Source organism: Pseudonocardia sp. Ae150A_Ps1 (assembly GCF_001932315.1).
Taxonomy (GTDB): domain Bacteria; phylum Actinomycetota; class Actinomycetes; order Mycobacteriales; family Pseudonocardiaceae; genus Pseudonocardia.
Genome location: NZ_MCIJ01000001.1, coordinates 2875570 through 2897555, shown reverse-complemented (window position 1 = coordinate 2897555; position 21986 = coordinate 2875570). Strand labels below are relative to the sequence as shown.

Genomic DNA, 21986 nt, shown 5'->3' with positions numbered 1-21986 from the left:
ATCCGCCGCGACGGGCGGGACGGGACGTCCTGGGTGTCGTTTGTGTCCCTATTAGGGATGCGTTAACCCGGGGCCGGGGCATGCTGTCGGCATGGACCGATCGACGAAGCGCACCGCGCGGCCCGGGCTCCAGGTCGGGCTCTGGATCGCGGCGGCCGTCGGCGCGCTGGTGCTCGGGATGACGGCGGTCGGGACGATCGGTTCCGGCCTCGGTGGCGACAGCGGGACGCAGCCGCTCGCGGCCGAGGAGATCGAGGCACGGCTCGCGCGGCAGGTGGCCGCGGAGCCCGGGGCGGGGGCGGCACCGCCCGCACCGCAGCAGCCCGCCGCGCCACAGCCCGCGGCGCAGCAGCCCGCGGGGAAGCCCCCGCCCGCCGTCGTGCCCGCCGGACCGGGCGGGACGATCCTCGCCCGCTGTGCCGGCACCACCCCGGAGGTGGTGTCGGTGAACCCGGCCCAGGGCTTCGAGCGCGACGACGAGGATGACGCCGGCCCGGGCCGGGTGGGCCTCGACGGCGACGACGTCGACGTCGTCGTGGCCCTGAGCTGCGCGGACGGTGTCCCCTCCGGTCAGGTGACGGTCCTCGCCGAGGACTGATCCCGCCGCGGCGTCACCCGTGCCTGCTCCGTTCGTGGAAGAAGTCCTCGACCACGGCGAGCTCGCCGGTCCGGGCGATCTCGTCGTGCACGAACCGGCCGACCGCGAGGTCGAGCACGCCCAGCCCGAACGGGGAGAACACCACCGTCCGGTCGGCGGGCACCCGGACCCGGCCGGACATGACGTCGTCGAGCGTCCCGTCGAGGAAGTCCCGGTTCCCGGTCGCCTGCTCCACCAGGTGCGGTGAGGTGTCCGCCTTCAGGCAGTGCTCGACGTCGTCGACGACGTTCGCGGACGCGAGCAGGACCTCCGGCGCGAGATCGCGCAGCGACACGTTGAGCACCAGCGGGGCGTGCGAGAACCAACCGGGATCGTCGACGTACGGGCGGGCCGCGACGGTGGCGAACACGACCAGGTCGCTGCCGCGGACGAGCGACCCGGCGTCGTCGTGCACCGTGATCCGGCCGCCCGCCCCGGACCGCTCCAGGTAGCCGCGGAACCCGGCCGCGCTGTCGGCGGACAGGTCGTGCACGCCGATCTCGTCGAACTCCCAGCCGGTCCCGGCCAGGAAGGTGTGGATGTAGCGGGCGATCAGCCCGGTCCCGACGAACCCGACCCTCAGCGGCCGGTCCCGGTCACGGGACAGCCGGTCGGCGGCCAGCGCCGCGGACGCCGCGGTGCGGGTGGCGCTGATGATCGAGCTCTCCAGCACCGCGAACGGGTAGCCGGTCGCCGGGTCGTTGAGGATCAGCACGGCGGAGGCCCGCGGGAGTCCGGAGGCGACGTTGCCCGGGAAGCTGGAGATCCACTTCAGGCCGTCCACCCGGGACGGGCCCCCGATCGACGCGGGCAGCGCGATGATCCGCGAGGCCGGCCGGTCCGGGAACCGCAGGAAGTGCGACGGCGGGTTCACCGAGTCCCCGGCCCCGTGCAACCGGTAGGTGTCCGCCACGAGGTCGACGATCTCGCGCTCGCGGCCCTGGAGCACCCGGCGGACCTGGCCGCCGGAGATCACCGAGAACGGCGGCGGGTCGAGCGTCTCCCCGGCCCCGGCGGCGGCGTTCTCCTGCACGTCGGTCATCGCAGGTCACCCGCCCGCACCGGGTCGCCGAGGCCGACGAGGATCTCGCGGGGGCCGTCGAACGGGTCGCGTCCGTGTGCGGTCCGGATGTTGTCGACGAGCAGCATGTCGCCGGCCTGCCAGGGTTCGCGCAGGGTGTGCTGCTCGTAGGTGCCGGTGAGCAGCTCGACGACGTCCCGGTCGATCGGGTCGCCGTTGCCGAACCGGGTGGTGAACGGCAGCCCGTCCGGCCCGTAGACGTCGACCAGGTAGTCGCGCACCTCGGGCTCCATCGTCCACTCGTTGAGGAAGGCGATCTGGTTGAACCAGCACCGCCGCCCGGTGACGGGGTGCGTCAGTACGGCGCGGCGGTGCTGCCGGGTGCGCAGGCCACCGCCGGGCTGCCAGGCGAACTCGATCCCGGCGGCCCGGCAGTACGCCTCGACGGCGGCCGGGTCGCCGGTGCCGAACGAGTCGGCCACCGAGGCCCCGATCTCGTCGTTGTAGGTGCGGACCAGCTGCCAGCCCTCCCGCTCGAAGCGGCCGACGAGGTCCGGTGGCAGCGCCTCCAGCACCGCCGACGAGTCCGCGACCCCGGTCGTGCCGCCGGAGGCCGGGGCGACCAGGCAGGCGAACAGCATCATGGAGGGGAACTCGGCGGCGTAGCTCAGCTCGTGGTGCATGCACATCTGCTGGCCGGCGGGCCACGGCGTGGCCGAGTAGACGCCATCGGCGTACACGGTGCGGGCGGCGAACGCCTCCCGCTCGGGCATGAGGGCGTCGGACAGCCCGCGGAAGACGCCCTCGACGTCGGCGGTGCCGGCCAGCCCGAAGCCGCGGACCAGCACCGCGCCGTGCTCGGTCACCAGCCCGCGCAGGGCGGCCCGGAAGTCCTCCCAGGCCATGCCGCGGACGGCGTCGGCGGGCAACAGCGGTGGCCGGCCCGGGCGCAGTTCGACCTCGAGCCGGGCTGAGGGGACGGAGGAGGTGGACATCGGTTCTCCCTTCGGTCGGTGGGTCAGGACGCCGGGTGGGCGGTGACGGCCCGGGCCGCGTCGGCCGGACGGGTGCGCAGGAAGTGGTGGCCCCCGCCGGGGAGCTCGACCAGCTCGACCGGGCCGGCGAGCGCCGCCCAGCCGTCGTAGAGGTCCGGGTAGCCGGTGGTGCTGGGGTCGTCCGCGGCGACGACGACCGTCACCGGCGCGGCCACCGGCCCGGCGGGCGGGTCCTCCAGCAGCTCGGCGAGCAGCAGGTTGGCCGAGCGGTGGTCGTGCCGGTAGGCGGCGCCGACCCGGGCCGCCCGCGGCGCGTCCAGCCCGCCGAGGCCGGGGTGCCCGCCCGCGGCGACCGGGCCCGCGGCGACCTCGACGTCGTCCAGCGAGGTCAGCGCCGCGACCGCGGCCCGACGGGCCGCGGGGGACCCGGGCAGCTGCGCGCCGGCGAACACCCGGTCGACGGCCGTCCCGCGCGTCTCCAGCGCCCGGGTGGTCTCCAGTGCGAACGCGGCACCCGCCGAGTGCCCCCAGAGCAGGACCCGGCCCGGCGCGAGCGCGACGATCTCGTCGGCGACCCGGGCCGCGACGTCGCCGAGCTCGGCGAACGGCCGGGGCTCGGCCGCGTCGAGGTCGTGCCCGGGCAGCTCCACGGCGTGCACCGCGAGACCGCTGCCGCGCAGCTCCGCCGCCATCGGCCGGTAGCTCACCGCGTTGCCACCGGCGTAGGGGAAGCACACCAGCAGCCCGGTCGCGGACGGGTCGTCCAGCAGCGGGAGCAGCAGCCCGGTGGGTGCCTCCACCCGGCCGTCGACGACCGCGGCCAGGTCGGCGAGCACGGGGTGGCGGGTGATGTCGGCCAGCGACACCACGCGGTCCAGCCCGATCACGACCTTCACCGCGGACAGCGACGTCCCGCCGAGGTCGAAGAAGTGGTCCCGGCGGTCGATCCCGTCGGGCGGCAGGTCCAGCACCCGGGCGACGACGCCGGCGATCCGCTGCTCGGTGGGGCCCTGCGGGGGCTCGTGACCGTCGCCGGGCCCCGCGGTGTCCCCGGCATCCGTCTCCGCGGCGATCGCGGCGAGCGCCTTCGTGTCGACCTTGCTGTTGGCGGTCAGCGGCAGCGCGTCGCGGTGGTGGAACACCGACGGGACCATGTAGCCGGGCAGCGACGCCGCCAGCCGTTCGCGGAGCAGGACGTCCTCGATCGGGGCGCCGGACGCGTAGAACGCCACCAGGTGCTTGTTCCCGCCGGCCCGCTCGGCGACGACGACCGCCGCGTCCCGCACGCCGGGGACGCGGGCGAGGGTGTTCTCGATCTCGCCGATCTCGATGCGGAACCCGCGGATCTTCACCTGGGTGTCGCGGCGGCCGAGGAACTCCAGGGTGCCGTCCGGGAGCCACCGGCCGTGGTCGCCGCTGCGGTAGAGCCGCTGCCCGGGCCGGTACGGGTCGGTGGTGAAGACCTGCCGGGTCCGTTCGGGATCACCGACGTAGCCGCGCCCGACGCACACCCCGGAGCAGACGATCTCGCCGGGCGCGCCGAGCGGGACCGGCACCAGGTCGTCGTCGACGACCCGGACGGCGGTGTTGCGCACCGGCAGGCCCAGCGGGACGCGGCCGTGCGCCGGCAGCCGGTCGAGGACGGCGTGGGTGATGTCGTCCGAGGTCTCGGTCAGGCCGTAGGCGTTGGCGATCCGGACGCCCGGCCGGGCCGCGAACCAACGTGCCGCGAGCTCGGGCTTGAGCGCCTCCCCGGTCGTCGACACGGTGTGCAGGTCCGGCAGGTCGCGCGGGTTCGCGTCCAGGTAGGACAGTACGACCTCCAGGTAGGAGGGCACGACCTGCACGACGTCGACCCGGGCGTCCGCGAGCCGGTCGGTGTACCGGGCGACGTCGAGGATCAGCTCCTGCTCGACGATCACGGTCCGCCCGCCGACGAGCAGCGCCGCCATCAGCTGCCACAGCGAGATGTCGAAGCACTGCGGCGCGGTCTGGGCGACCGCCTGCCCCTCCCCGACACCGAGGTCCTCGATCTTCGCGAACAGGTGGTTGAGCATCCCGGCGTGCTCGCACATGGCGCCCTTCGGGACTCCGGTCGAGCCGGAGGTGAAGTACAGGTACGCGAGCCGGTCCGGACCGATCTCCAGGCCGGGGTCGGTGCCGGGGAGCGCGTCGAGGGCGGGGTCGTCGATGTCGACGGTGCCGACGGTGCCGCTGCCGGGCAGTGTCGCCAGCGCCCCGTCGAGGTTCGTCGTGCTCCCCCGTTCGGTGAGCACCAGCCGGCAGCCGGCGCGGGACAGCGTCGTCGCGATCCGCTCGGACGGGAAGTGCGGCTCGATCGGGAGGTAGGCGCCACCGGCCTTGAACACCGCGAGGACCGACGCCATCCAGCCGAGGTTCCGTTCGGTCACCACCGCGACCGGGTCCTCCGGCGCGAGCCCGCGGTCCAGCAGGGCCCTGGCCAGCCGGTTCGCCCGGGTGTTGAGTTCGCGGTAGGTCCACCGCACGTCCCCGAGCTCCGCGGCGACGGCGTCCGGGTGGGCCGCGACCCGCCGCTCGACGAGCTCGTGGAACCGGGCGTCCGGCAGCTCGCGGTCGGGACCGTCCCGCTCGGTGAGCTGGTGGTGCAGCTCGTCGTCGGCGAGCAGGGAGCGCCGGGCGGGGGCGGCGTCCGGCTCCGCGGTGAGCGCGGCCAGCGCAGTGAGGTGGTAGCCGGCGATCCGCGCGGCGAACCCGGCGTCGGCGACGTCGGTGCGGAAGCGCAGCCGCAGCAGCGGCCCGTCGGAGCCGGTCACCACGCCGACGGTCAGCACGACGTCGCCGGTGGGGTCGCCCGGGTCGCCGTACGGGTCGAGGACGGTCTCGAACCCGGCGTCCTCCGGGACCGTGGGGTTCTCCCCGGCCGCCTCCACCAGGTCCCGCCAGGATCCTGCGGTGGTGTCGAGCCGCCGGGCCACGGGCGCCGCGCCCGCCGCGCCGCGGACACCGGTCACGATCCCCGTCTCACCGGACAGCGCCGCGAGGACCCGGGCGTGCGCGGCGAGCAGGGCGGCCGGCCCGACCGGCCCGTCGGTGGGCAGCGCGACGTCGGCGACGCCGGTGCCGGGGACCGGATCGGTCGTCCAGCGGGGGATCCGGGTGGCGGGTGCCCGCGTCCCGGACGGAGGTGACGGGGGCGCGGCAGGGCCGGGCCCGTCCGGCGTGGCGGCCGGCGGGACCGGGAGCGCGGACGCCGGCGGTGCGGTGCCCGGTATGACGGGAGGCGCGGGCCGGCCCGGCGGGGTCGGCAGAGCGGGCCGGGTGGTCATCGGATCGTCCTCTCGGGAGGTGGGATCGGGTGGGGCCGGCGCATCAGGGGGCCTGCCGGACCGGTGGCGCGGGCGGTACCGCACCGGCGGGGGCGGGGCGCCCGGAGCGGATCTCGCCCGCCGGGTTGCCGCCCCAGCACGCCCTGGCGGGCACCTCCTCGCCCTTCATCAGGAAGGAGTCGGCGGCGATCTCCGCGTCCGCGCCGATCCGCACGCCGTAGTGGACGAACGCGGCGACCCCGAGGGTCACACCGGAGTCGAGGACGGTCCGGTCGGACTTGAACGCGCCGTCCTCCTGCGAGTGGCACTGGACGATGCTCCCGGCGTTCAGCGTGCAGCCGTCGCCGATCGCGGTGAAGGAGCGCTCGGTGAGGAAGCAGCCGTCGTCGAACACGCGACGGCCGATCCGGACGCCCAGGAGCCGCCAGAGCACGGCCTTGAACGGGGTGCCGTCGAAGGTCGGGAAGTACGACTCGGACGGGATCTTCCAGGCGCGCTCGTGCCGCCAGAACGTGAGGTCGTAGATCGAGCAGCCGTCCGGGGCGCGGGTCTGCATGTGCTCGGTCGCCCGCTCGACCAGGACGAAGAACGCGACGGTGAACAGCAGCGTCGCCGCCGGCAGCGGCAGGAACGCCCACACCCCGGCGGTGCGGGACAGCTCCCACGCCGCGGTGGCCAGCAGGAGCACCCCGGTCAGGTGCAGCCAGCGGGTCAGCAGGCGCAACAGGATGCTCACCTCGTTGTGCGCGTCCTTCTCGGCCAGCTGCCGGTGCAGCTCGTCGGGCGGCAGCTCCAGGCCGGTGTCCCGCTCCACCGAGCGGGGGATCTCGAAGCACGGCGAGCCGAGCAGGCCGACACCCTCCCGGACCGGCCCGTCGATCGGGACCATCACCTTCGTCGCGAGCAGGCAGTTGTCGCCGGTGCGGCCCTGCGGCGGGTAGGCGATGTTGTTGCCGAGGAAGTTGTCGGCGCCGATCGACACCCGCGACACCCGGAACGACGACGCCGAGTAGCCGGTGGTGATCATCGACAGCCCGTCCGCGACGACCGTGCCCCGCCCGACCGAGCAGTGGTACGGGGACCCGTGCCGGGCCGCCATCCCGAAGTTCGAGCCGGTCTGGACGACCGGGGTGAGCCGGTACCCCAGCCAGCGCAGGTAGCCCACGACGAACGACGAGTCGCCGAACAGCTCGGTGAAGAACTTCCGGTTGGTGCTCCCCGACACCAGACCGTGCAGCCAGTGGTGGACGCCGTGCAGCCGGTACACGCGGTCCGGGCGCACCAGGAGCGCCGGCAGCCGCGGGACGGTGCCCACCGCCAGCAGCGCGAGGAGGGTGCCCCCGGCGAACATCAGCGTCGAGGCCAGCAGCACCTCGGCGTACCACCCGGGTGCGGTGAACGCCGGGGTGCCGGTGTCGGCGAGCGCGCCGACCGGGGTGAGGGTGAGCAGCAGGGCCGCCCCGCCGAGGACCAGCGGCATGCCCACGAGGAGCGGGACCAGTAGCTGCATCCCGGCGAACAGCGCCCGGCGCAGCGCGGAGCAGGGCAGCGCCGGGACGACGCGGTAGTCGGTGTCCGTCCGGCGGGCCGGCGACCCGTGCCAGCGTTCCCCGGCCGGGACCACCTGCCCGGTGTGCAGCGACGAGGTGTGCCCGAGCTGGCCGCCGTCGCCGATCGCCGTGCCGATGTCGAGCACCGTCTTCTCCCCGACGACCACGTCCCGGCCCAGCGTGACGGGCCCGATCTGGACGACCCCGTCGCGCGCCCGGTAGCCGGACAGGAACGAGTCCTTGCGGACGACGGTGTCCCGCCCGATCGAGAGGAGGTCGGTGCACACCGGCACCTGCCGGGTCAGCACCGTGACCCCGCCGCCGATCCGCGCCCCCAGCGCGCGGAGGTGGAACACGTAGACCGGCGAGCCCACGAAGAGCGCGAGCGGGCTGGACCGGATCAGCGACCGGACGAACCAGAACCGCAGGTAGGCCATGCTCCAGACGCGGATCTGCTGGGGCCGCCACCGGCCCACCAGCAGCCACTTGGCCGCGATCGGCACGGCGCACAGCAGCACGAACGTCGCTCCGGCGAAGGCCACCACCCGCAGGTAGACCTCGACCGGCCCGGTGCCCGCCAGCGCCCACTCGAGGCCCCGGTAGGTCATCAGCATCGGCAGCGCCGGGTAGAGCAGGAACACCAGCGCCTGCAGGGTGCCGCAGAGCGCGTGCCGCGGCGTGCCGACCGGGTCGGGCAGCGCGATCTCGCCGTCCGGGGCCTGCTGCGCCGGCTCACCGCCGCCGGACCCGGGACCGGCCAGGCCCAGCCCGGCCGCGAGCTCGCGCACGGTGCCGTACCGGTACACGTCCTTGATCGAGACCGGGGGCAGGCCCACCCGCTTGCGCAGGACCGCGCAGAACCGGGCCATCGTCATGGAGTCGGCGCCGAGGTCGTCGAAGAAGTGCTGGTCGGGCCCCACCGGGACGCCCAGCACCCCGGCCAGCGCCTCCAGCAGGCTCCGCTGGGCCGGGCTGGACCCGTCGTCGGCGACGGCCGCGGCCAGCGCCCGGGCCGTCGGGTACCGGTAGACGTCCTTCATCGAGACCGGCGGCAGGTCGTCGCGGCCGCGCAGCGTCGCGCAGAACCGGGCCATCGTCATGGAGTCGGCGCCGAGGTCGTCGAAGAAGTGCTGGTCGGGACCCACCGGGGCGCCCAGGACACCGGACAGCACCTCGGCCAGCGTCGTCGTCGGACCGGCGGCCGGCGTGCTCTCCGGGACCGGGGCGGGTGCGGCGGCGGCCACGGTGGCCGGAGCCGGGTCGAGCGCGGTCCGCGGCCCGTAGCGGTCCCGGTCCCGGTCCCGCCCGCTGACCCGGCCGAGGTACTCCAGCTCACCGGCGGCGTTGACCCGGCCCAGGTCCCCGGTCCGGTAGATGCGCCCCGACGGGTTGCCGGGGATCTCCAGGAAGTCCCGGACGAAGACCTGCTCGGTCAGGTCGTCGTGGTTGAGGTAGCCGCAGGCCAGCCCGATCCCGGCGATCCCGATCTCGCCCGCCTGCCCGTGCGGCAGCGCCCGGTGCGGGTCCGCGACGTCGAGGACGACGGTGCTGTAGGTCGGCAGCGGGAGCCCGATCGTCACCGGGCCGACCGGACGCACCTCGGCCCAGGTCGCCGTCACGGTCGCCTCGGTCGGGCCGTAGACGTTCAGCAGCCGTCGGCCCGGCCGGCACCAGCGGCGCAGCTGGTCGGGGCCGGCGTCCTTGCCGCAGACCAGCAGGAAGCGCAGGCCCGGCAGGTCCGCGTCGAGGGTGGCGAGGACCTCCGGGACGGTGCACAGCGCGCTGACCCGGTGCTCGGTGAGGAATGCGGTGAGCGCGGGGCCGAGCAGCGGGGGACCGGGCGGGCGCGGCACCAGTGTCGCCCCGCACGTCCACGGGACCCAGATCTCCTCGACGGCGAAGTCGAACGCGAGGGGCATCCCCTGGTGGACGCGGTCCTCGGTGCGGATGCCGTAGGTCTCCGCGGCGACCTTCACGAAGTTGCCGATGCTCGCGTGGTCGATCGCCACGCCCTCCGGCCTGCCCGACACCGACGCGTAGCTGATGTAGGCGAGCGGGTTGTCGAGGACGCCGCGTTCGGCGTCGATCAGGCGGCGACCGTCGAGCTCGTCGACCAGCGGTGCGACCGCGTCGAGGTGCACGAGCTCCGCACCGCTCGCGGTCAGCAGCTCGATCCGGTCCACCCGCTGCGCCAGGTGCGACAGCGACAGCACGACGGAGGCCCGTGCGTCCTCGACGATGTAGACCAGCCGCCCCGTCGACGCGGTGACGTCCAGGGCGACGTAGGTGGCGCCGATCTTGAGGACGGCGAGCATCGCGACGTGCGCGTGCACCGGCACGTCGATGAGGAGCGCGACCCTGTCCCCGCAGCGCACGCCCCGCATTCGCAGGTAGCGGGCCAGGCGGTTCGCCCGGGCGTCGAGCTCGTCGTAGGTCAGCGACAGCTCGGGGGAGTCCACGGCGAGCCGGTCCGGACGGCCGTAGCTCCGGTTCCAGTCGCACCGCTGCTCGAACAGGTGGTCCAGCCGCTCGTCCCGGCGCACGCGGCGTCCCTGGGGCCGGTCGGTGTCGACCAGCACCAGCTCGGAGATCCGCGGTCCGGGTCCCGGAACCGGTGATCCGGCGTGCTGCGGCACCTGGCCTCCCCCGGGCGACGGGAGGGCACCGGCCGGTTGCCCCCGGTCACTGACGCAGCTCGGAAGGCTGGCACCGGCGTCCGGGCGGGTCAACGGCTGTACGGCGTGCGCGGGGCCCGTATAGCCACTTCTGACGACGGGCGGGCCCGGGACGGTCGGTGCGGACATGGCGCTCCTCGCCGGTGGGGATCGCGGTGACCGGCCTGCCGGGGCCGGACGCGTCGAGCATCCGCCGCCCGCGGCTCCGGCGGAGCCGGGCGGACCCCCCGTGGGGCGGTGCCCGCACGCGGGTGCTGACCCCACCACGGAACGGGGGGCGCCTCCGGCGGAGCGGGTGTGCACACGATCGAGCGGGAGGCCCCGTGCCGCGACCGTTGACGGCAGTCGCAACGAGCGGAAACGAGGCGAATCCCATGACCGTCATCACCGGCCCCCAGCAGTTCAACCAGGACGACCTGTACGTCGACCTCCGGTCGGTCGTCGGGCACGCCCTGTACCTCAAGTGCGAGGGCTTCAACTTCGCCGGCTCGGTGAAGCTGAAGGCCGCGACCGCGATGATCGAGGCCGCCGAGCGGGACGGGATCCTGCGGCCGGGCTCGTTCCTGGTCGAGTCCTCGTCCGGCAACCTCGGGGTGGCGCTCAGCATGATCGCCGCCAACCGCGGCTACCGGTTCGTGTGCGTGACCGACTCCCGCTGCAACCTGGCGACCCGACGGCTGATGGAGTCGCTGGGCACCGAGGTGCACGTGATCACCGAGCCGGACCCCGAAGGCGGTCTGCTCGGCGCCCGCAAGAACCACGTCCGGGAGCTGTGCGAGTCCGACGAGCGTTTCGTCTGGCTGAACCAGTACGAGAACCCGAACGCCTGGATGGCGCACCACGCCACTACCGGCCCGGCGATCGCCCGCGAGTTCCCGGACGTCGACGTCGTCTTCGTCGGTGCGGGCACCTGCGGCACGCTGATGGGTGTCGCCCGGTTCTTCCGCGAGTGGAACCCGGACGTCCGCATCGTCGCCGTCGACAGCGTCGGCTCGGTGACGTTCGGCGGTCCGGCGTCGCGCCGGATGATCCCGGGCCTGGGCAGCGGTGAGCGTCCGCCGCAGCTCGACGAGTCCTACGTCGACGACGTCGTGCTGGTCGAGGAGGCCGACACGGTCCGCACCTGCCACCGCCTGGCCCGCACCGGCTACCTGTTCGGCGGCTCCACCGGCACCGTCGTCAGCGGCGCCGAGGCGTGGCTGGCCGAGCACGGCACGCCGGACACGACCTGCGTCGCGCTGGCGCCGGACCTGGGCGAGCGCTACCTCGACACGATCTACCAGCCGCACTGGGTCGAGGACCTCTACGGCGCCGACGCCCTGGCCGACGACTCGGCCCTCGCCGCCGCGTGAGACACCGCGCCGGGTCAGCCGGGACGGTCGGCGAGCAGCCGCTCGCAGGTCCGGACCAGCACCGGCGCGGCGTCCCGCACGGTTCCGGTGGCACTCGGGTGCGCCGCCAGCCGCTGCCAGCGGGCCAGTTCGAGCTCGGCCGCGCGGCGGACCTCGTCGGCGACGGCGTCGGCCGGGAGCCCCAGCCGGGTCCGCGGCGCCACCCCCAGCATCCCCAGCAGCCGCTCGGCGGACGCGCGCAGCTCACCCGGCAGCACCGGGCCGGGCCCGCGCAGGGCCCCGGCCAGCTCCGCCTCCACCAGCTCGTGGGCCTCGGCCCGCAGCCGCTCGACGAGGTAGCGCAGCCGGTCGGCACCCCGCGGCACCGGCCGGACGGTCCCCAGCACCTCCTCCAGCGCGGCCAGCGCGGCGCGCGCGCCCCGCATCCGGGCCACGCGGTCGTCCGCCGGGACCCGGCCGAGCGCGTCCGCCGTCGCCCCGAGCGCCGCCGCGTGCGGGGTGCCGGCGTAGACCCCGGCTCCGGTCCGGAGCAGCTCCCCGACCTCGGCCGGGAACCCGTCCGGCGCGCGCCCGGCCCGCCCGTCGGCCCCGTGCTCCGGGAGCTCCGGCTCCTCCGGGTCCACGACGCCCTCGCGGTCCGGGGGCAGCGGCAACGACCACAGGACGGTCGTCCCGGCGCCGGGCGCGGACCGCACCGCGACCGTCCCGCCGACCGCCACCAGCCGCACCGTGAGGTTCCGCAGGCCGCGGCCCTGTCCGCGGGGGGAGCCCGGCCCCGGGTCCGGGACGAAGCCCGGGCCCTCGTCGCGCACCGCCATCCGCAGCGTCGAGTCCCGCTCCGCGATGGTCACGGTCACCGGAGCCCCCGGTGCGTGCTTGCGCGCGTTGTTCACCGCCTCCAGGCAGCAGAAGTACGCGGTGTCGCCGATCCCGTCCGGGTAGCGCCGCCCCGCGGGCACGCCGTCGTGCTCGACGGTCACCGGCGGCAAGGACCCGGCCAGGGTGTCCCGCAGCACGGCGACCAGTCCCTGCCCGGCCAGCACGGCGGAGGAGACCCCGCCGACGGTCTCGGCCAGGACCGCGTCCGCCGCGTCGACCCGCTCCAGCAGCTCGTCCAGACCGGCGCGGGCCTGCTCCGGCCGCCCGGCCGACACCAGGTGCTCGACCAGGCCGAGGCTCAGGCCGAGGCTGACGAGGTGGTGCTGGGCGCCGTCGTGCAGGTCGCGCTCGATCCGGCGCCGCTCGGCGTCCATCGCGGCGACGGCGTCCCGGCGGGCCGCGGCGATCCGCTCGCCGTGCGCCAGCGCCGCCCGCAGCTGGCGCTCCAGCTCGACCGCCGAGCGGTTCGCGTGCACCGCCACCGCGAGTCCGTCGGCGATGTCGGCCAGCAGGGTCGCCCACTCGCCGCGCAGCGCCCGCGCCGCGGCACGGTCCACGGCCAGCTCCCCGAGCTCCTCCTCGCCCAGCCGCACCGGCACCCGGACGAGGGCGTCACCGGTCGCCGCGACGGTGCCCGCCGCCGTCCAGGTGTAGGCGCGGTCCCGCAGCCCGCTCCGGTGGACGGTCAGCCGGCAGGTGGTGGCCCCGACACCGCGGGCGACGGCCTCGGCCGCCCCGGCGAGGTCGGGGGTGTCCGCGGGCGCGGACCGGGACAGCGCGGTCACCCCGGCCAGCACGCCGTAGGGCGTCGGCCGGTCGCCGCGGACCGCACGGTCGACCAGGCGCCGGGCGGCCGTGTACAGCGGCAGGAAACCGGCGGCGACCGGTACGGCGGCGACCACGGCCGCCACCGGGAGCGTCAGCCCGGCGCCGACCAGCACGGCGTGCACCCCCGCGAGGACACCGCCCGCGACGGCCGTCACCAGCACGACCGTCAGCCCGCCGACGAGGACGCGCTCGCCCGGCCGGCCGCGGGGCCCGGTCACGGGAACACCCCGCGGGCCGGTTCGACCAGCGGTTCGAGCCGCTCCGGCAGCCAGGCCCGCACGACGACCGCGCCCGTCCCCGCACCGGTGACGTCGACGGTCCCGCCGAGCGCGTCGAGCCGCTCGGCGTCGATCGCGAGCGCCTCGCCGAGTCCCGCGGTGCCGCCGGTGCCGGGGTCGTCGACCCGGACCGTCAGCCGTCCACCGGCCCGGTCGAACTCCACCGACAGCTCCGGGTCGGGGCGGGCCGCCAGGTGCTGCATCGCCGCCGCGGCCAGGTAGTAGATCCCCGACTCGATCTCCCAGTCGAGCCGCCGGTCGGGTGCCGGTCCCACCCGCACGACCCGCGGGAGGTCGGCGGCCAGCTCCTCCAGAGCCGCCGCCGGGCCCTGGTCGCGCAGCACCGACGGGTAGACGCCGCGGGCGATCGCGCGGAAGCGTTCGAGCAGCTCCTCGAGGCCCTCCCGGGTGCGGGCCAGTCCGGCCCGGACGTCGTCGGGCGGGGCACCGGCGGCCAGCTCGCCGCGGGCGCCCTTCAATCCGTCGCGCAGCGCGACGAACCGGCCGGCGGTGGCGTGCGAGAGCTCGCCGACCAGCCGGCGCCGCTCGACGTCGCGGGCCCGGCCGAGACGCTCCCGGGACCGCTGCAGCTCGTCGGCCAGCTCGTCCGCCCGGCGGACTCGCGCCTCCAGCTCGACGCCGTGCTGCACCTCGCGCAGCAGCGCACCGGCACCGTTCGCGAGGTCGCGCAGCAGCCGCCGGTCGTCCGCGGTGACCGGGGCGCCGGCCTTGCCGATCGCCAGTGCCGCCCGGAGCTGCCCGCCGTCCAGCACCGGCACGACGTGGTCGGTGCCCGGCCGAGCGAGGAGCACGGCGAGCCCCGGCACGGAGACCTCGCCGGTGCCGTCCTCACCGGAGCCGGCCCCGTCCGCGCCGCCCGGCGGGTGCACCGCGGCGGCGACCAGCCGGTCCTCGACGGTCAGCCACACCACGGCCCGCTCGGCGCCGGTGCCCTCGGCGACGGCCCCGGCCAGCCCGGGCAGCGCGGCGGGGAGGCTCCCGGACCGGATCCCGGCGGTGGCGCGGGCGAGGGCCGAGTACGGGGTGGCGGCGCGGCGCGGGTCCAGCCGGCGGGCCCACCGGTCGAGCAGCGGCAGCACCGCGGTGGTGCCGACGGCGGCGAGGGCGGCGGCCACGAACGCGGTGACGACGCCCCGCGCGCCCGGCCCCGCCCACGGCCCCGTGCCGACGACCGGCACGACCACCGCGAGGACACCGGCCCCGACGACGAACGGGGGCACCAGACGTGCTGCCGCGGCCCGTCCCATCCCCACCACCCGCTCCCGGATACGAGCAGCGCAACGCTAGGCCTGGCCGATGCCGCCGGCCAAGGACCGGGCGGCTCAGCCGCCGTCCTGCGAACGGAGGTAGGTGAGCACCGCGAGCACCCGCCGGTGCTGCTCGGCGGTCTCCGCGGTCAGGCCGAGCTTGCCGAAGATGTTCGCGATGTGCTTCTCCACGGCCTTCGGGGTCACGTAGAGCTGCCCGGCGATGCCGGCGTTCGAGCGGCCCTCGGCCATCAGCCGCAGCACGTCGAGCTCCCGCTCGGTCAGCCCGGACAGGGCGTCGCGGCGGTCCCCCCGGGGTCGTTCGACCAGGCGTTTCGCCAGCACCGGCTCGATCACGATCTCTCCGTCCCGGATCCGGTCCAGGGTGTCGGTGAGGACCTCGACGCTGCCCACCTTCTCCTTGAGCCGGTAGCCGATCGCGTCGGTGCCGATGTCGAGGATCCGCATCAGGTAGTGCGACTCGGCGTAGTGCGACAGGAACAGCAGGCCCATGTCCGGATAGAGGGCACGGAGCCGCTCGGCGGTGACCAGCCCGCCGTCGGGCTCCGGGGGCATGCGGATGTCGAGCAGCGCGACGTCGGCCCGCTCCCGGGTGAGGATCGCGACCAGCTCGTCGCCGCCCGCCGCACACCCGACGACCTCGTGCCCGGCCGCCCGCAGCAGCATCAGCAGACCCTCCCGGAACAACGCCCCGTCCTCGGCCAGCGCTACCCGCACGGGAACCTCGCAGTGATCGTGACGGTGCCGGGTCCGGCGCCCACGGCCGGCCCGACCGACCCGCCGAGGATCCCGGCGGTGTCCCGGACCCGGGCGGCACCGGCCGGCCGGAGGCCGTCCAGCCGCAGCAGCAGGTCGTGGTGGTCCCGGCGGACGGTCACGACGAGCCGTTCCGCGTGGCACGGGTCCAGCGTCGCGACGACGGCGAAGTAGGCGGCACCCTCGGCGGACGGTCCGAACCGGTCGTCGGGCACCTCGACGGTCACCGGCAGGCCGCGCCGCGCCGACTCCTCGCGCAGCGCCGGGCCGAGCCCGGCCTCGTCGAGCAGCGGCGGGTACAGCTCGGCGGCGATCCCGCGCAGCTCCTGGAGGACCGCGTGCAGCTCGCCCTGGAGGTCGTCGACGGCCCCGTGCAGCTCGACGTCGTCGTCGGGCAGCCGGTGGCGGACCAGCCCGAGCTGCAGCGCGAGCGCCGAGAGCCGCAGCGCGGCGCCGTCGTGGAGCCGGCGTTCCAGCCCACGCCGCTGCGACCACTGGGTCCACCCGGCCGCGGTCCCGCCGTCCGGTGGACCCGCGCCCGTGTCCCGGCACGCGGGATCGACGGTCATGCGCCGAGCGTGCCCCGCCCGGGGTGGTGGAAGCGTGCGGACCCCACCCGGAGGTAGGGACAGCCCCCTTGCGCGTCCCCCGTAACGCCGCGCGCTCTGTGGCGAGTGTCACGGGTCGGAACGGGAGGTGCGACGGTGTCCTACAGCCTGGGGGTCGACCTCGGCACGACGTTCGTCGCCGCGGCTGTCGCGCACGCGTCCCAGGTGGAGATGTTCACCCTCGGGGACCGCAGTGTCGTGTCGCCGGCCGCGGTGTACGCGCGCGAGGACGGCGTGCTGGTCAGCGGCGAGGCCGCGGTCCGGCGCGCCGTGAGCAGGCCGGACCGGGTCTCGCGGGAGTTCAAGCGGCGCCTCGGCGACCCGACCCCGGTGTTCCTGGGCGGGTCCGAGTTCCCGGTGTCGATGCTGCTCGGCGCGGTGCTGCGCGACGTCGTCGATCGGGTGGGCGGCACCGAGGGCGTTCCGCCCGAACGCCTGGTGCTCACCCACCCGGCGAACTGGGGGCCGTACCGGCGGGAGCTCTTCGACGAGGTCCCGGAGTCGGCCGGGCTGCACGGCGGCCCGACGACGGTGCTGCGGGCCGTCACCGAGCCGGAGGCCGCCGCCGCGCACTACGCGGCGGCGCGCCGCCTGGCCGAGGACGACACCGTGGCCGTCTACGACCTGGGCGGCGGGACGTTCGACGCGACGGTGCTGCGCAAGAAGGGCGACGGCATCGAGATCCTCGGTACCCCGGAGGGGATCGAGCGGCTCGGCGGCGTCGACTTCGACGAGGCGATCCTGTCCTACGTCAACTACCAGTCCGGCAATGCGCTGACCGAGCTCGACCTGGGCGACCTGCAGACGTCGGTGGCGATGGCCCGGCTCCGCCAGGACTGCGTGCTGGCGAAGGAGGCGCTGTCGGTCGACACCGAGACGACGATCCCGGTGTTCCTGCCGCAGCGGCACTTCGACGTGCGGCTCACCCTGGGCGACTTCGAGGGCATGATCCGGGCCCAGGTGGAGTCGACGATCGGGGCACTGACCCGCACCCTCCACTCGGCCGGGGTCGCGCCCGCCGAGCTCGGCTCGGTGCTCCTGGTCGGTGGTTCCTCCCGGATCCCGCTGGTCGCGCGGATGCTGTCCGAGGAGCTCGGACGGCCGATCGTGGTCGACGCACACCCCAAGTACGCCGTCGCCCTCGGTGCGGCGGAGCTCGCGCGCGGGGACCTCTCGGCGTCCGGTGCCGGTGGTGCCGCGGCCCGGGTGGAGACGGTGCCGCCGCCGGAGCGGCGGTCCGCGGCGCCGGGCGCCGTGGGAGCCGCCGGGGCGGTGGCCGCCGCGGGAGCCGCCGGTGCCGCCGTCGGCCGGGGTGCCTCGGGTGACGCGCAGGAACCCGGGGGCGCAGCGTCCCGACCGCGCCGCTGCCGGGGCGCAGACCTCCGCCGGGCCGGCCGGGATGCCCCGGCCCGCCGAGGGCGGTGTGCCCCGCCCCGCCGAGCACGCGGCGGGGACCCCGCGTCCCGCGGAACCCTCCGGGACGCCGGGCCTCGCGGAGTCCGCCGGGTTGCCGCGTCCGGGGGAGGCGGCGGGGACACCGCGCCCGGGGGAGACCGCCGGGATGCCGCGCCCCGGGGGGACCGCGGGGATGCCGTGCCCGGGGGAGTCCGCGGGGATGCCGCGCCCGGGGGAGTCCGCGGGGATCCCGCGCCCCGCGGAGACCGCCGGGACGCCGCGCGCCGCGGAGTCCGCGGCGGGGATGCCGCGGCCCGGCACCTGGCCGCCGCCGGCATCGGCCGCCGCGGCCCCGGCGTCGTCCGCCCCGGCCGGATCCGGGCTGCCGTCCGCCGCCCCACCACCCGCGAACGGCTACGCGTACGGGACGTCCACCAACGGCTCCGGCGGACCACCCGGTACCGGTGGTCCCGTCACCGCTCCGCAGCCGGACCCGCGGGCCCCGGGTGGCGGGACGGCACCCCCACCGGGCCCGCCGACGACCGTCGGCGACCCGGCCCCGCTCCCGGAGGAGCGTCCCCGCCGCCGGAGCAGGCTCCTCGCCGTCGCGGTCGTGGCGGTGCTCGTCCTCGCTGCCGGGGCGGTCTACCTCGGCCCCGGCGGGTTCGGGCTCCTGCTCGGTGACAGCACCGCGACCGAACCGGCGGCACCCGAGGGCGTCGCCGTCGCGGTCCCGATCCCGACCCTCGGCGGAACCGTCCCGGCCGGGCCGACGTCGGGCTTCGTCGTGGTGTCCCCGAACGGACGGCTGGCCTACGTCGCCAACCGGGCGGCGGGCGTCGTCACGGTGATCGACACGTCGGTGAACCGGGAGATCGCCACCATCGAGGTGCCCGAGGGCCCGCCGCAGTACCTCGCGTTCGCACCGGACGGACGGCACGTCTACGTGAGCGTGTTCGACGAGGCACGCACGATCGCCACGGTCGCCGTGCTCGACACGACTACGAACTCGGTCGTCGCGACGGTCCCCGTGCAGACCCGGCCGTTCGCGCTCGCCGTCACCCCCGACGGCAGCAAGGTCTACGTGCCCAACCACGACTCCGGGACGGTCTCGGTGATCGACACCGCGACGAACCGGGTCGCGAGCGAGATCAAGGTCGCCCCGAACCCGCACTGGGTCGCGATCACCCCGGACGACACGCGCTTCTGGACCGCCAACCACGAGTCGAACCTGATCAGCGCGCTCGACACGTCGGACGACGCCGTCGTCGCCGAGGTGCCGGTGGAACGGAGCCCGCACAGCGTCGCCGTCAACCCGGTCCGGCCGATGGTCGCCAACGTCAACTACGACTCGGCGTCGGTGTCCTTCACCGACACCGGGAGCAACACCGTGCTCGCCACCGTGCCGGTGCGGACGAACCCGCAGGCCATCGCCTGGTCGCGGGACGGCCGGTTCGCCTACACCGCGAACGTCACCGACAACACGGTGTCGGTGATCAGCGCCGACACCTTCACGGTCACCGCGACGCTGCCCGTCGGCAACGGCCCGACCAGCATCGCGGTGCTGCCGAACGGGAAGAAGGCCTACGTCAGCAACCTCAAGGACGGGACGCTGACGATCCTGGACCTGGCGGCGGGCTGAGCCCGGCGGGTCAGCCCCCGGCGAACGGCGGCAGCACGTCGAGTGCGGCCGCCCCGCCGAGCGCCACCGACCGGTCCCGGACGGCGACCTCGTCGAGCAGGAAGCTGCACCGTTGCAGGACGTGGGCCAGTTCCGGGCCGTGCGCGGCCCGCAGCGTGGCGACGGCGTCGGCGACGGTCGCGCCGGCGGGCAGTTCGACGGTCTCCTCGGGCGTGCCGGCGGCGGCCTTGGCGGCCGCGAAGTAGCGGACCGTGAGGGTCCGGGTCGCGAGGTCCGGGGTGACGCTCGTGGTCATGCTCATCCTCCGATAGCGCTCATCGGGCGCGCGGGCTGCAGGAACCCGGGGTCGTCGATGCCGTGGCCGGCCTTCTTGCCCCACATGGCGTCGCGCCAGGTGGCGGCGATGTCGGCGTCGGACGCGCCGCCGCGCAGCATCGCCCGCAGGTCGGTCTCGCCGGTGGCGAACAGGCAGGTGCGGACCTGGCCGTCGGCGGTGAGCCGGGTCCGGTCGCAGGCGCCGCAGAACGGCCGCGTCACCGAGGCGATCACCCCGACGGTGGCGGGGCCCCCGTTGACGACGAACTTCTCGGCCGGCGCGCCCCCACGGTCCTCGTCCGACTCCGTCAGGACGAACCGCTGCTCCAGGCGCTCCAGGATCTCCTCGGCCGTGATCATCTCCGAGCGGCGCCACCCGTGCTGGGCGTCGAGCGGCATCTGCTCGATGAACCGCAGCTGGTAGCCGTGGGCCAGCGCGAACTCCAGGAGATCGGCCGCCTCGTCGTCGTTCACGCCGCGGAGCAGCACCGTGTTGATCTTGACGGGCGACAGCCCGGCGGCCTGCGCGGCGGCCATGCCGTCGAGGACGTCCTGCAGCCGGTCCCGCCGGGTGATCTCGGCGAACCGCTCCGGGCGCAGGGTGTCCAGCGAGACGTTGAGCCGGTTCACCCCGGCCGCCGCGAGCGACTCCGCGCGCCGGGCCAGCCCGATCCCGTTCGTGGTCAGCGACATGTCGGGCCGCGGCCGCAGCGACGACGCCGCGGACAACACGTTCTCCAGGCCCTTGCGCAGGAGCGGCTCGCCGCCGGTGAAGCGGAGCTCCTCGACGCCGAGCTCGTGCACGGCGACGGCGATGAGCCGGTTGAGCTCGTCGTCGGTCAGCTGCTCGTCGCGCGGCATCCAGTCGAGGCTCTCGGCGGGCATGCAGTAGGTGCAGCGCAGGTTGCAGCGGTCCGTGAGCGAGATCCGGAGATCGGTCGCCACCCGTCCGAACCCGTCGATCAGCCGCGGATCGTCGGGCCGGGCGGGGTCCCGCGACGGGCCGCCCCGCAGCGCCGGAAGTCCGAGCTCGGTGGTCATGTCCCCGAGGCTAACCGTGTCCCCCGGCGGTCGCCCAGGGCGGGTTTCCGCAGCTCAACCACATGATCCGCAGCCGCGGGAGTGGCTCGGGCCACACGCACGCAGATGCGGAACTAGTCACCGTGTACCTAGTCGAACGGGCAGGGCCGGTGCGACTACTCGGGCCGCGGGTGGGCCTTGAGCTCCTGGCGGGCCACCGAGCGGATGTGCACCTCGTCCGGGCCGTCGGCGAAGCGCAGCGCGCGCGCCCAGGCGTAGAAGTAGGCCAGCGGGGTGTCGTCGCTCATCGCCGCACCGCCGTGCACCTGCATCGCCCGGTCGATCACGGCGCAGGCCGTCCGCGGCACCACGACCTTGATCGCGGCGATCTCGGTGGCCGCGCCCTTGGCGTCGTGCTCGTCGATCAGCCACGCCGTCTTCAGCGTCAGGAGCCGGGCCTGCTCGATCTCCATCCGGGACAGCGCGATCTGCTCCCGGACGACGCCCTGGTCGGCCAGCGGCCGCCCGAACGCGACCCGGGACTGCGCCCGCTCGGTCATCAGCGACAGCGCCCGCTCGGCCATCCCGATCAGCCGCATGCAGTGGTGGATGCGCCCCGGGCCGAGCCGGGCCTGGGCGATCGCGAAGCCGCCGCCCTCCTCGCCGAGCAGGTTCGACGCCGGCACCCGCACGCCGTCGAACCGCAGCTCGGAGTGGCCGTGCTGGTCCTGGTAGCCGAAGGTCGGCAGGTGCCGGACGATCTCCAGCCCGGGGGCGTCGCGCGGGACCAGGATCATCGACTGCTGGTGGTGGGTCGATGCCTCGGGATCGGTCTTGCCCATCACGATGAAGACCCGGCAGCGCTCGTCGGCGGCGCCGGAGATCCACCACTTCCGCCCGTCGATGACGTAGTCGTCGCCGTCGCGGCGGATGCGGGTCTCGATGTTGGTGGCGTCGGAGGACGCCACGTCCGGCTCGGTCATCGCGAACGCGGACCGGATCTCGCCCGCGAGCAGCGGCTCCAGCCACTGCTCCTTCTGCTCGTCGGTGCCGAACAGGTGCAGCGTCTCCATGTTTCCGGTGTCCGGGGCCTGGCAGTTGATCGCCTCCGGGGCGATCACCGGCGACCAGCCCGAGACCTCGGCGACCGGCGCGTACTCCAGGTTCGACAGGCCGGACAGGGCGGGCAGGAACAGGTTCCACAGACCGCGCCCGCGGGCGTCGGTCTTCAGGTCCTCCACGACCGGCGGGAGGTCCCACTCCGCCGCCGTGCCGCGCCGCTCGGCGCGGAAGGCGTCGTACTCCGCCTCGGCGGGCAGGACCTTCTCGTCGAGGAAGGCGCGCATGCGCGCGGTGTAGTCGGTCGCCACGGCACTGGGTGCGAAGTCCACGCCGCGATCACATCACACGCCCCCGCGGACCGGCACGCGACGAGGGT

The 21986-nt window shown here is 75.3% G+C and carries 15 protein-coding genes; 4 read left to right on the top strand and 11 right to left on the bottom strand.

The genetic code is table 11. The annotated features are described in order from the left end of the window. Positions 1 to 91: 91 nt before the first annotated feature. Entirely contained in the window at positions 92 to 598 is a 507-nt protein-coding gene (locus Ae150APs1_RS13430; protein WP_075297865.1) for a hypothetical protein, read from the top strand. A 13-nt stretch (positions 599 to 611) separates the two neighbouring features. Here Ae150APs1_RS13430 and sbnB read toward each other — a convergent pair whose 3' ends face one another. The 4 genes from sbnB to Ae150APs1_RS13410 are packed head-to-tail and all read right to left on the bottom strand — an operon-like array spanning position 612 to position 10147. Then, the gene (gene sbnB, locus Ae150APs1_RS13425) at positions 612 to 1679 is read right to left on the bottom strand and encodes a 2,3-diaminopropionate biosynthesis protein SbnB (protein WP_075297863.1); all 1068 of its coding nucleotides are present in this window, start codon (positions 1677 to 1679) and stop codon (positions 612 to 614) included. Next, on the bottom strand, positions 1676 to 2653 hold the full coding sequence (locus Ae150APs1_RS13420; protein WP_010229490.1) for a TauD/TfdA family dioxygenase: 978 nt from the start codon (positions 2651 to 2653) through the stop codon (positions 1676 to 1678). The genes sbnB and Ae150APs1_RS13420 overlap by 4 nt, the downstream gene beginning before the upstream one ends. A gap of 23 nt (positions 2654 to 2676) precedes the next feature. Then, positions 2677 to 5961 (bottom strand): amino acid adenylation domain-containing protein, encoded by a 3285-nt coding sequence (locus tag Ae150APs1_RS13415; protein ID WP_083680112.1) that lies wholly within the window; start codon positions 5959 to 5961, stop codon positions 2677 to 2679. A gap of 43 nt (positions 5962 to 6004) precedes the next feature. Beyond that, positions 6005 to 10147: a Pls/PosA family non-ribosomal peptide synthetase gene (locus Ae150APs1_RS13410; protein WP_212567206.1), complete on the bottom strand. Its 4143-nt coding sequence runs from the start codon at positions 10145 to 10147 to the stop codon at positions 6005 to 6007. A 413-nt stretch (positions 10148 to 10560) separates the two neighbouring features. Here Ae150APs1_RS13410 and sbnA point away from each other — a divergent pair, with 413 nt between their 5' ends. Next, entirely contained in the window at positions 10561 to 11538 is a 978-nt protein-coding gene (gene sbnA / locus Ae150APs1_RS13405; RefSeq protein ID WP_060574747.1) for a 2,3-diaminopropionate biosynthesis protein SbnA, read from the top strand. A gap of 14 nt (positions 11539 to 11552) precedes the next feature. On the opposite strand, the gene Ae150APs1_RS13400 is transcribed toward sbnA, so the two are convergent. The 4 genes from Ae150APs1_RS13400 to Ae150APs1_RS13385 form a co-directional block, all read right to left on the bottom strand. Beyond that, positions 11553 to 13463, bottom strand: a complete 1911-nt coding sequence (locus Ae150APs1_RS13400) for an ATP-binding protein (protein WP_075297861.1) — start codon at positions 13461 to 13463, stop codon at positions 11553 to 11555. Next, positions 13460 to 14791, bottom strand: a complete 1332-nt coding sequence (locus Ae150APs1_RS13395; RefSeq protein WP_139316901.1) for a HAMP domain-containing histidine kinase — start codon at positions 14789 to 14791, stop codon at positions 13460 to 13462. Before Ae150APs1_RS13395 ends, Ae150APs1_RS13400 begins: the two co-directional genes overlap by 4 nt. A 75-nt stretch (positions 14792 to 14866) precedes the next feature. Next, positions 14867 to 15529 (bottom strand): response regulator transcription factor, encoded by a 663-nt coding sequence (locus tag Ae150APs1_RS13390; protein WP_075297857.1) that lies wholly within the window; start codon positions 15527 to 15529, stop codon positions 14867 to 14869. Then, on the bottom strand, positions 15520 to 16137 hold the full coding sequence (locus Ae150APs1_RS13385; RefSeq protein ID WP_075297855.1) for a histidine kinase: 618 nt from the start codon (positions 16135 to 16137) through the stop codon (positions 15520 to 15522). Before Ae150APs1_RS13385 ends, Ae150APs1_RS13390 begins: the two co-directional genes overlap by 10 nt. Positions 16138 to 16272: 135 nt before the next feature. Here Ae150APs1_RS13385 and Ae150APs1_RS32790 point away from each other — a divergent pair, with 135 nt between their 5' ends. Both Ae150APs1_RS32790 and Ae150APs1_RS31190 read left to right on the top strand, forming a co-directional pair. Continuing rightward, positions 16273 to 18255, top strand: coding sequence for an Hsp70 family protein (locus Ae150APs1_RS32790; RefSeq protein WP_075297853.1), 1983 nt, complete (start codon positions 16273 to 16275; stop codon positions 18253 to 18255). Next, entirely contained in the window at positions 18185 to 19213 is a 1029-nt protein-coding gene (locus tag Ae150APs1_RS31190) for a YncE family protein (RefSeq protein ID WP_075297851.1), read from the top strand. Before Ae150APs1_RS32790 ends, Ae150APs1_RS31190 begins: the two co-directional genes overlap by 71 nt. A gap of 10 nt (positions 19214 to 19223) precedes the next feature. On the opposite strand, the gene Ae150APs1_RS13370 is transcribed toward Ae150APs1_RS31190, so the two are convergent. The 3 genes from Ae150APs1_RS13370 to Ae150APs1_RS13360 all read right to left on the bottom strand — a co-directional run bounded on the left by Ae150APs1_RS13370 (position 19224) and on the right by Ae150APs1_RS13360 (position 21939). Then, the gene (locus tag Ae150APs1_RS13370) at positions 19224 to 19508 is read right to left on the bottom strand and encodes a MoaD/ThiS family protein (RefSeq protein WP_010234420.1); all 285 of its coding nucleotides are present in this window, start codon (positions 19506 to 19508) and stop codon (positions 19224 to 19226) included. Positions 19509 to 19510: 2 nt separating this feature from the next. Then, a complete protein-coding gene (moaA, locus tag Ae150APs1_RS13365) occupies positions 19511 to 20569 on the bottom strand; it encodes a GTP 3',8-cyclase MoaA (RefSeq protein WP_075297849.1) in 1059 nt (352 codons plus the stop codon). A 155-nt stretch (positions 20570 to 20724) separates the two neighbouring features. Beyond that, positions 20725 to 21939: an acyl-CoA dehydrogenase family protein gene (locus Ae150APs1_RS13360; RefSeq protein WP_075297847.1), complete on the bottom strand. Its 1215-nt coding sequence runs from the start codon at positions 21937 to 21939 to the stop codon at positions 20725 to 20727. Between the last annotated feature and the right edge of the window lie 47 nt (positions 21940 to 21986).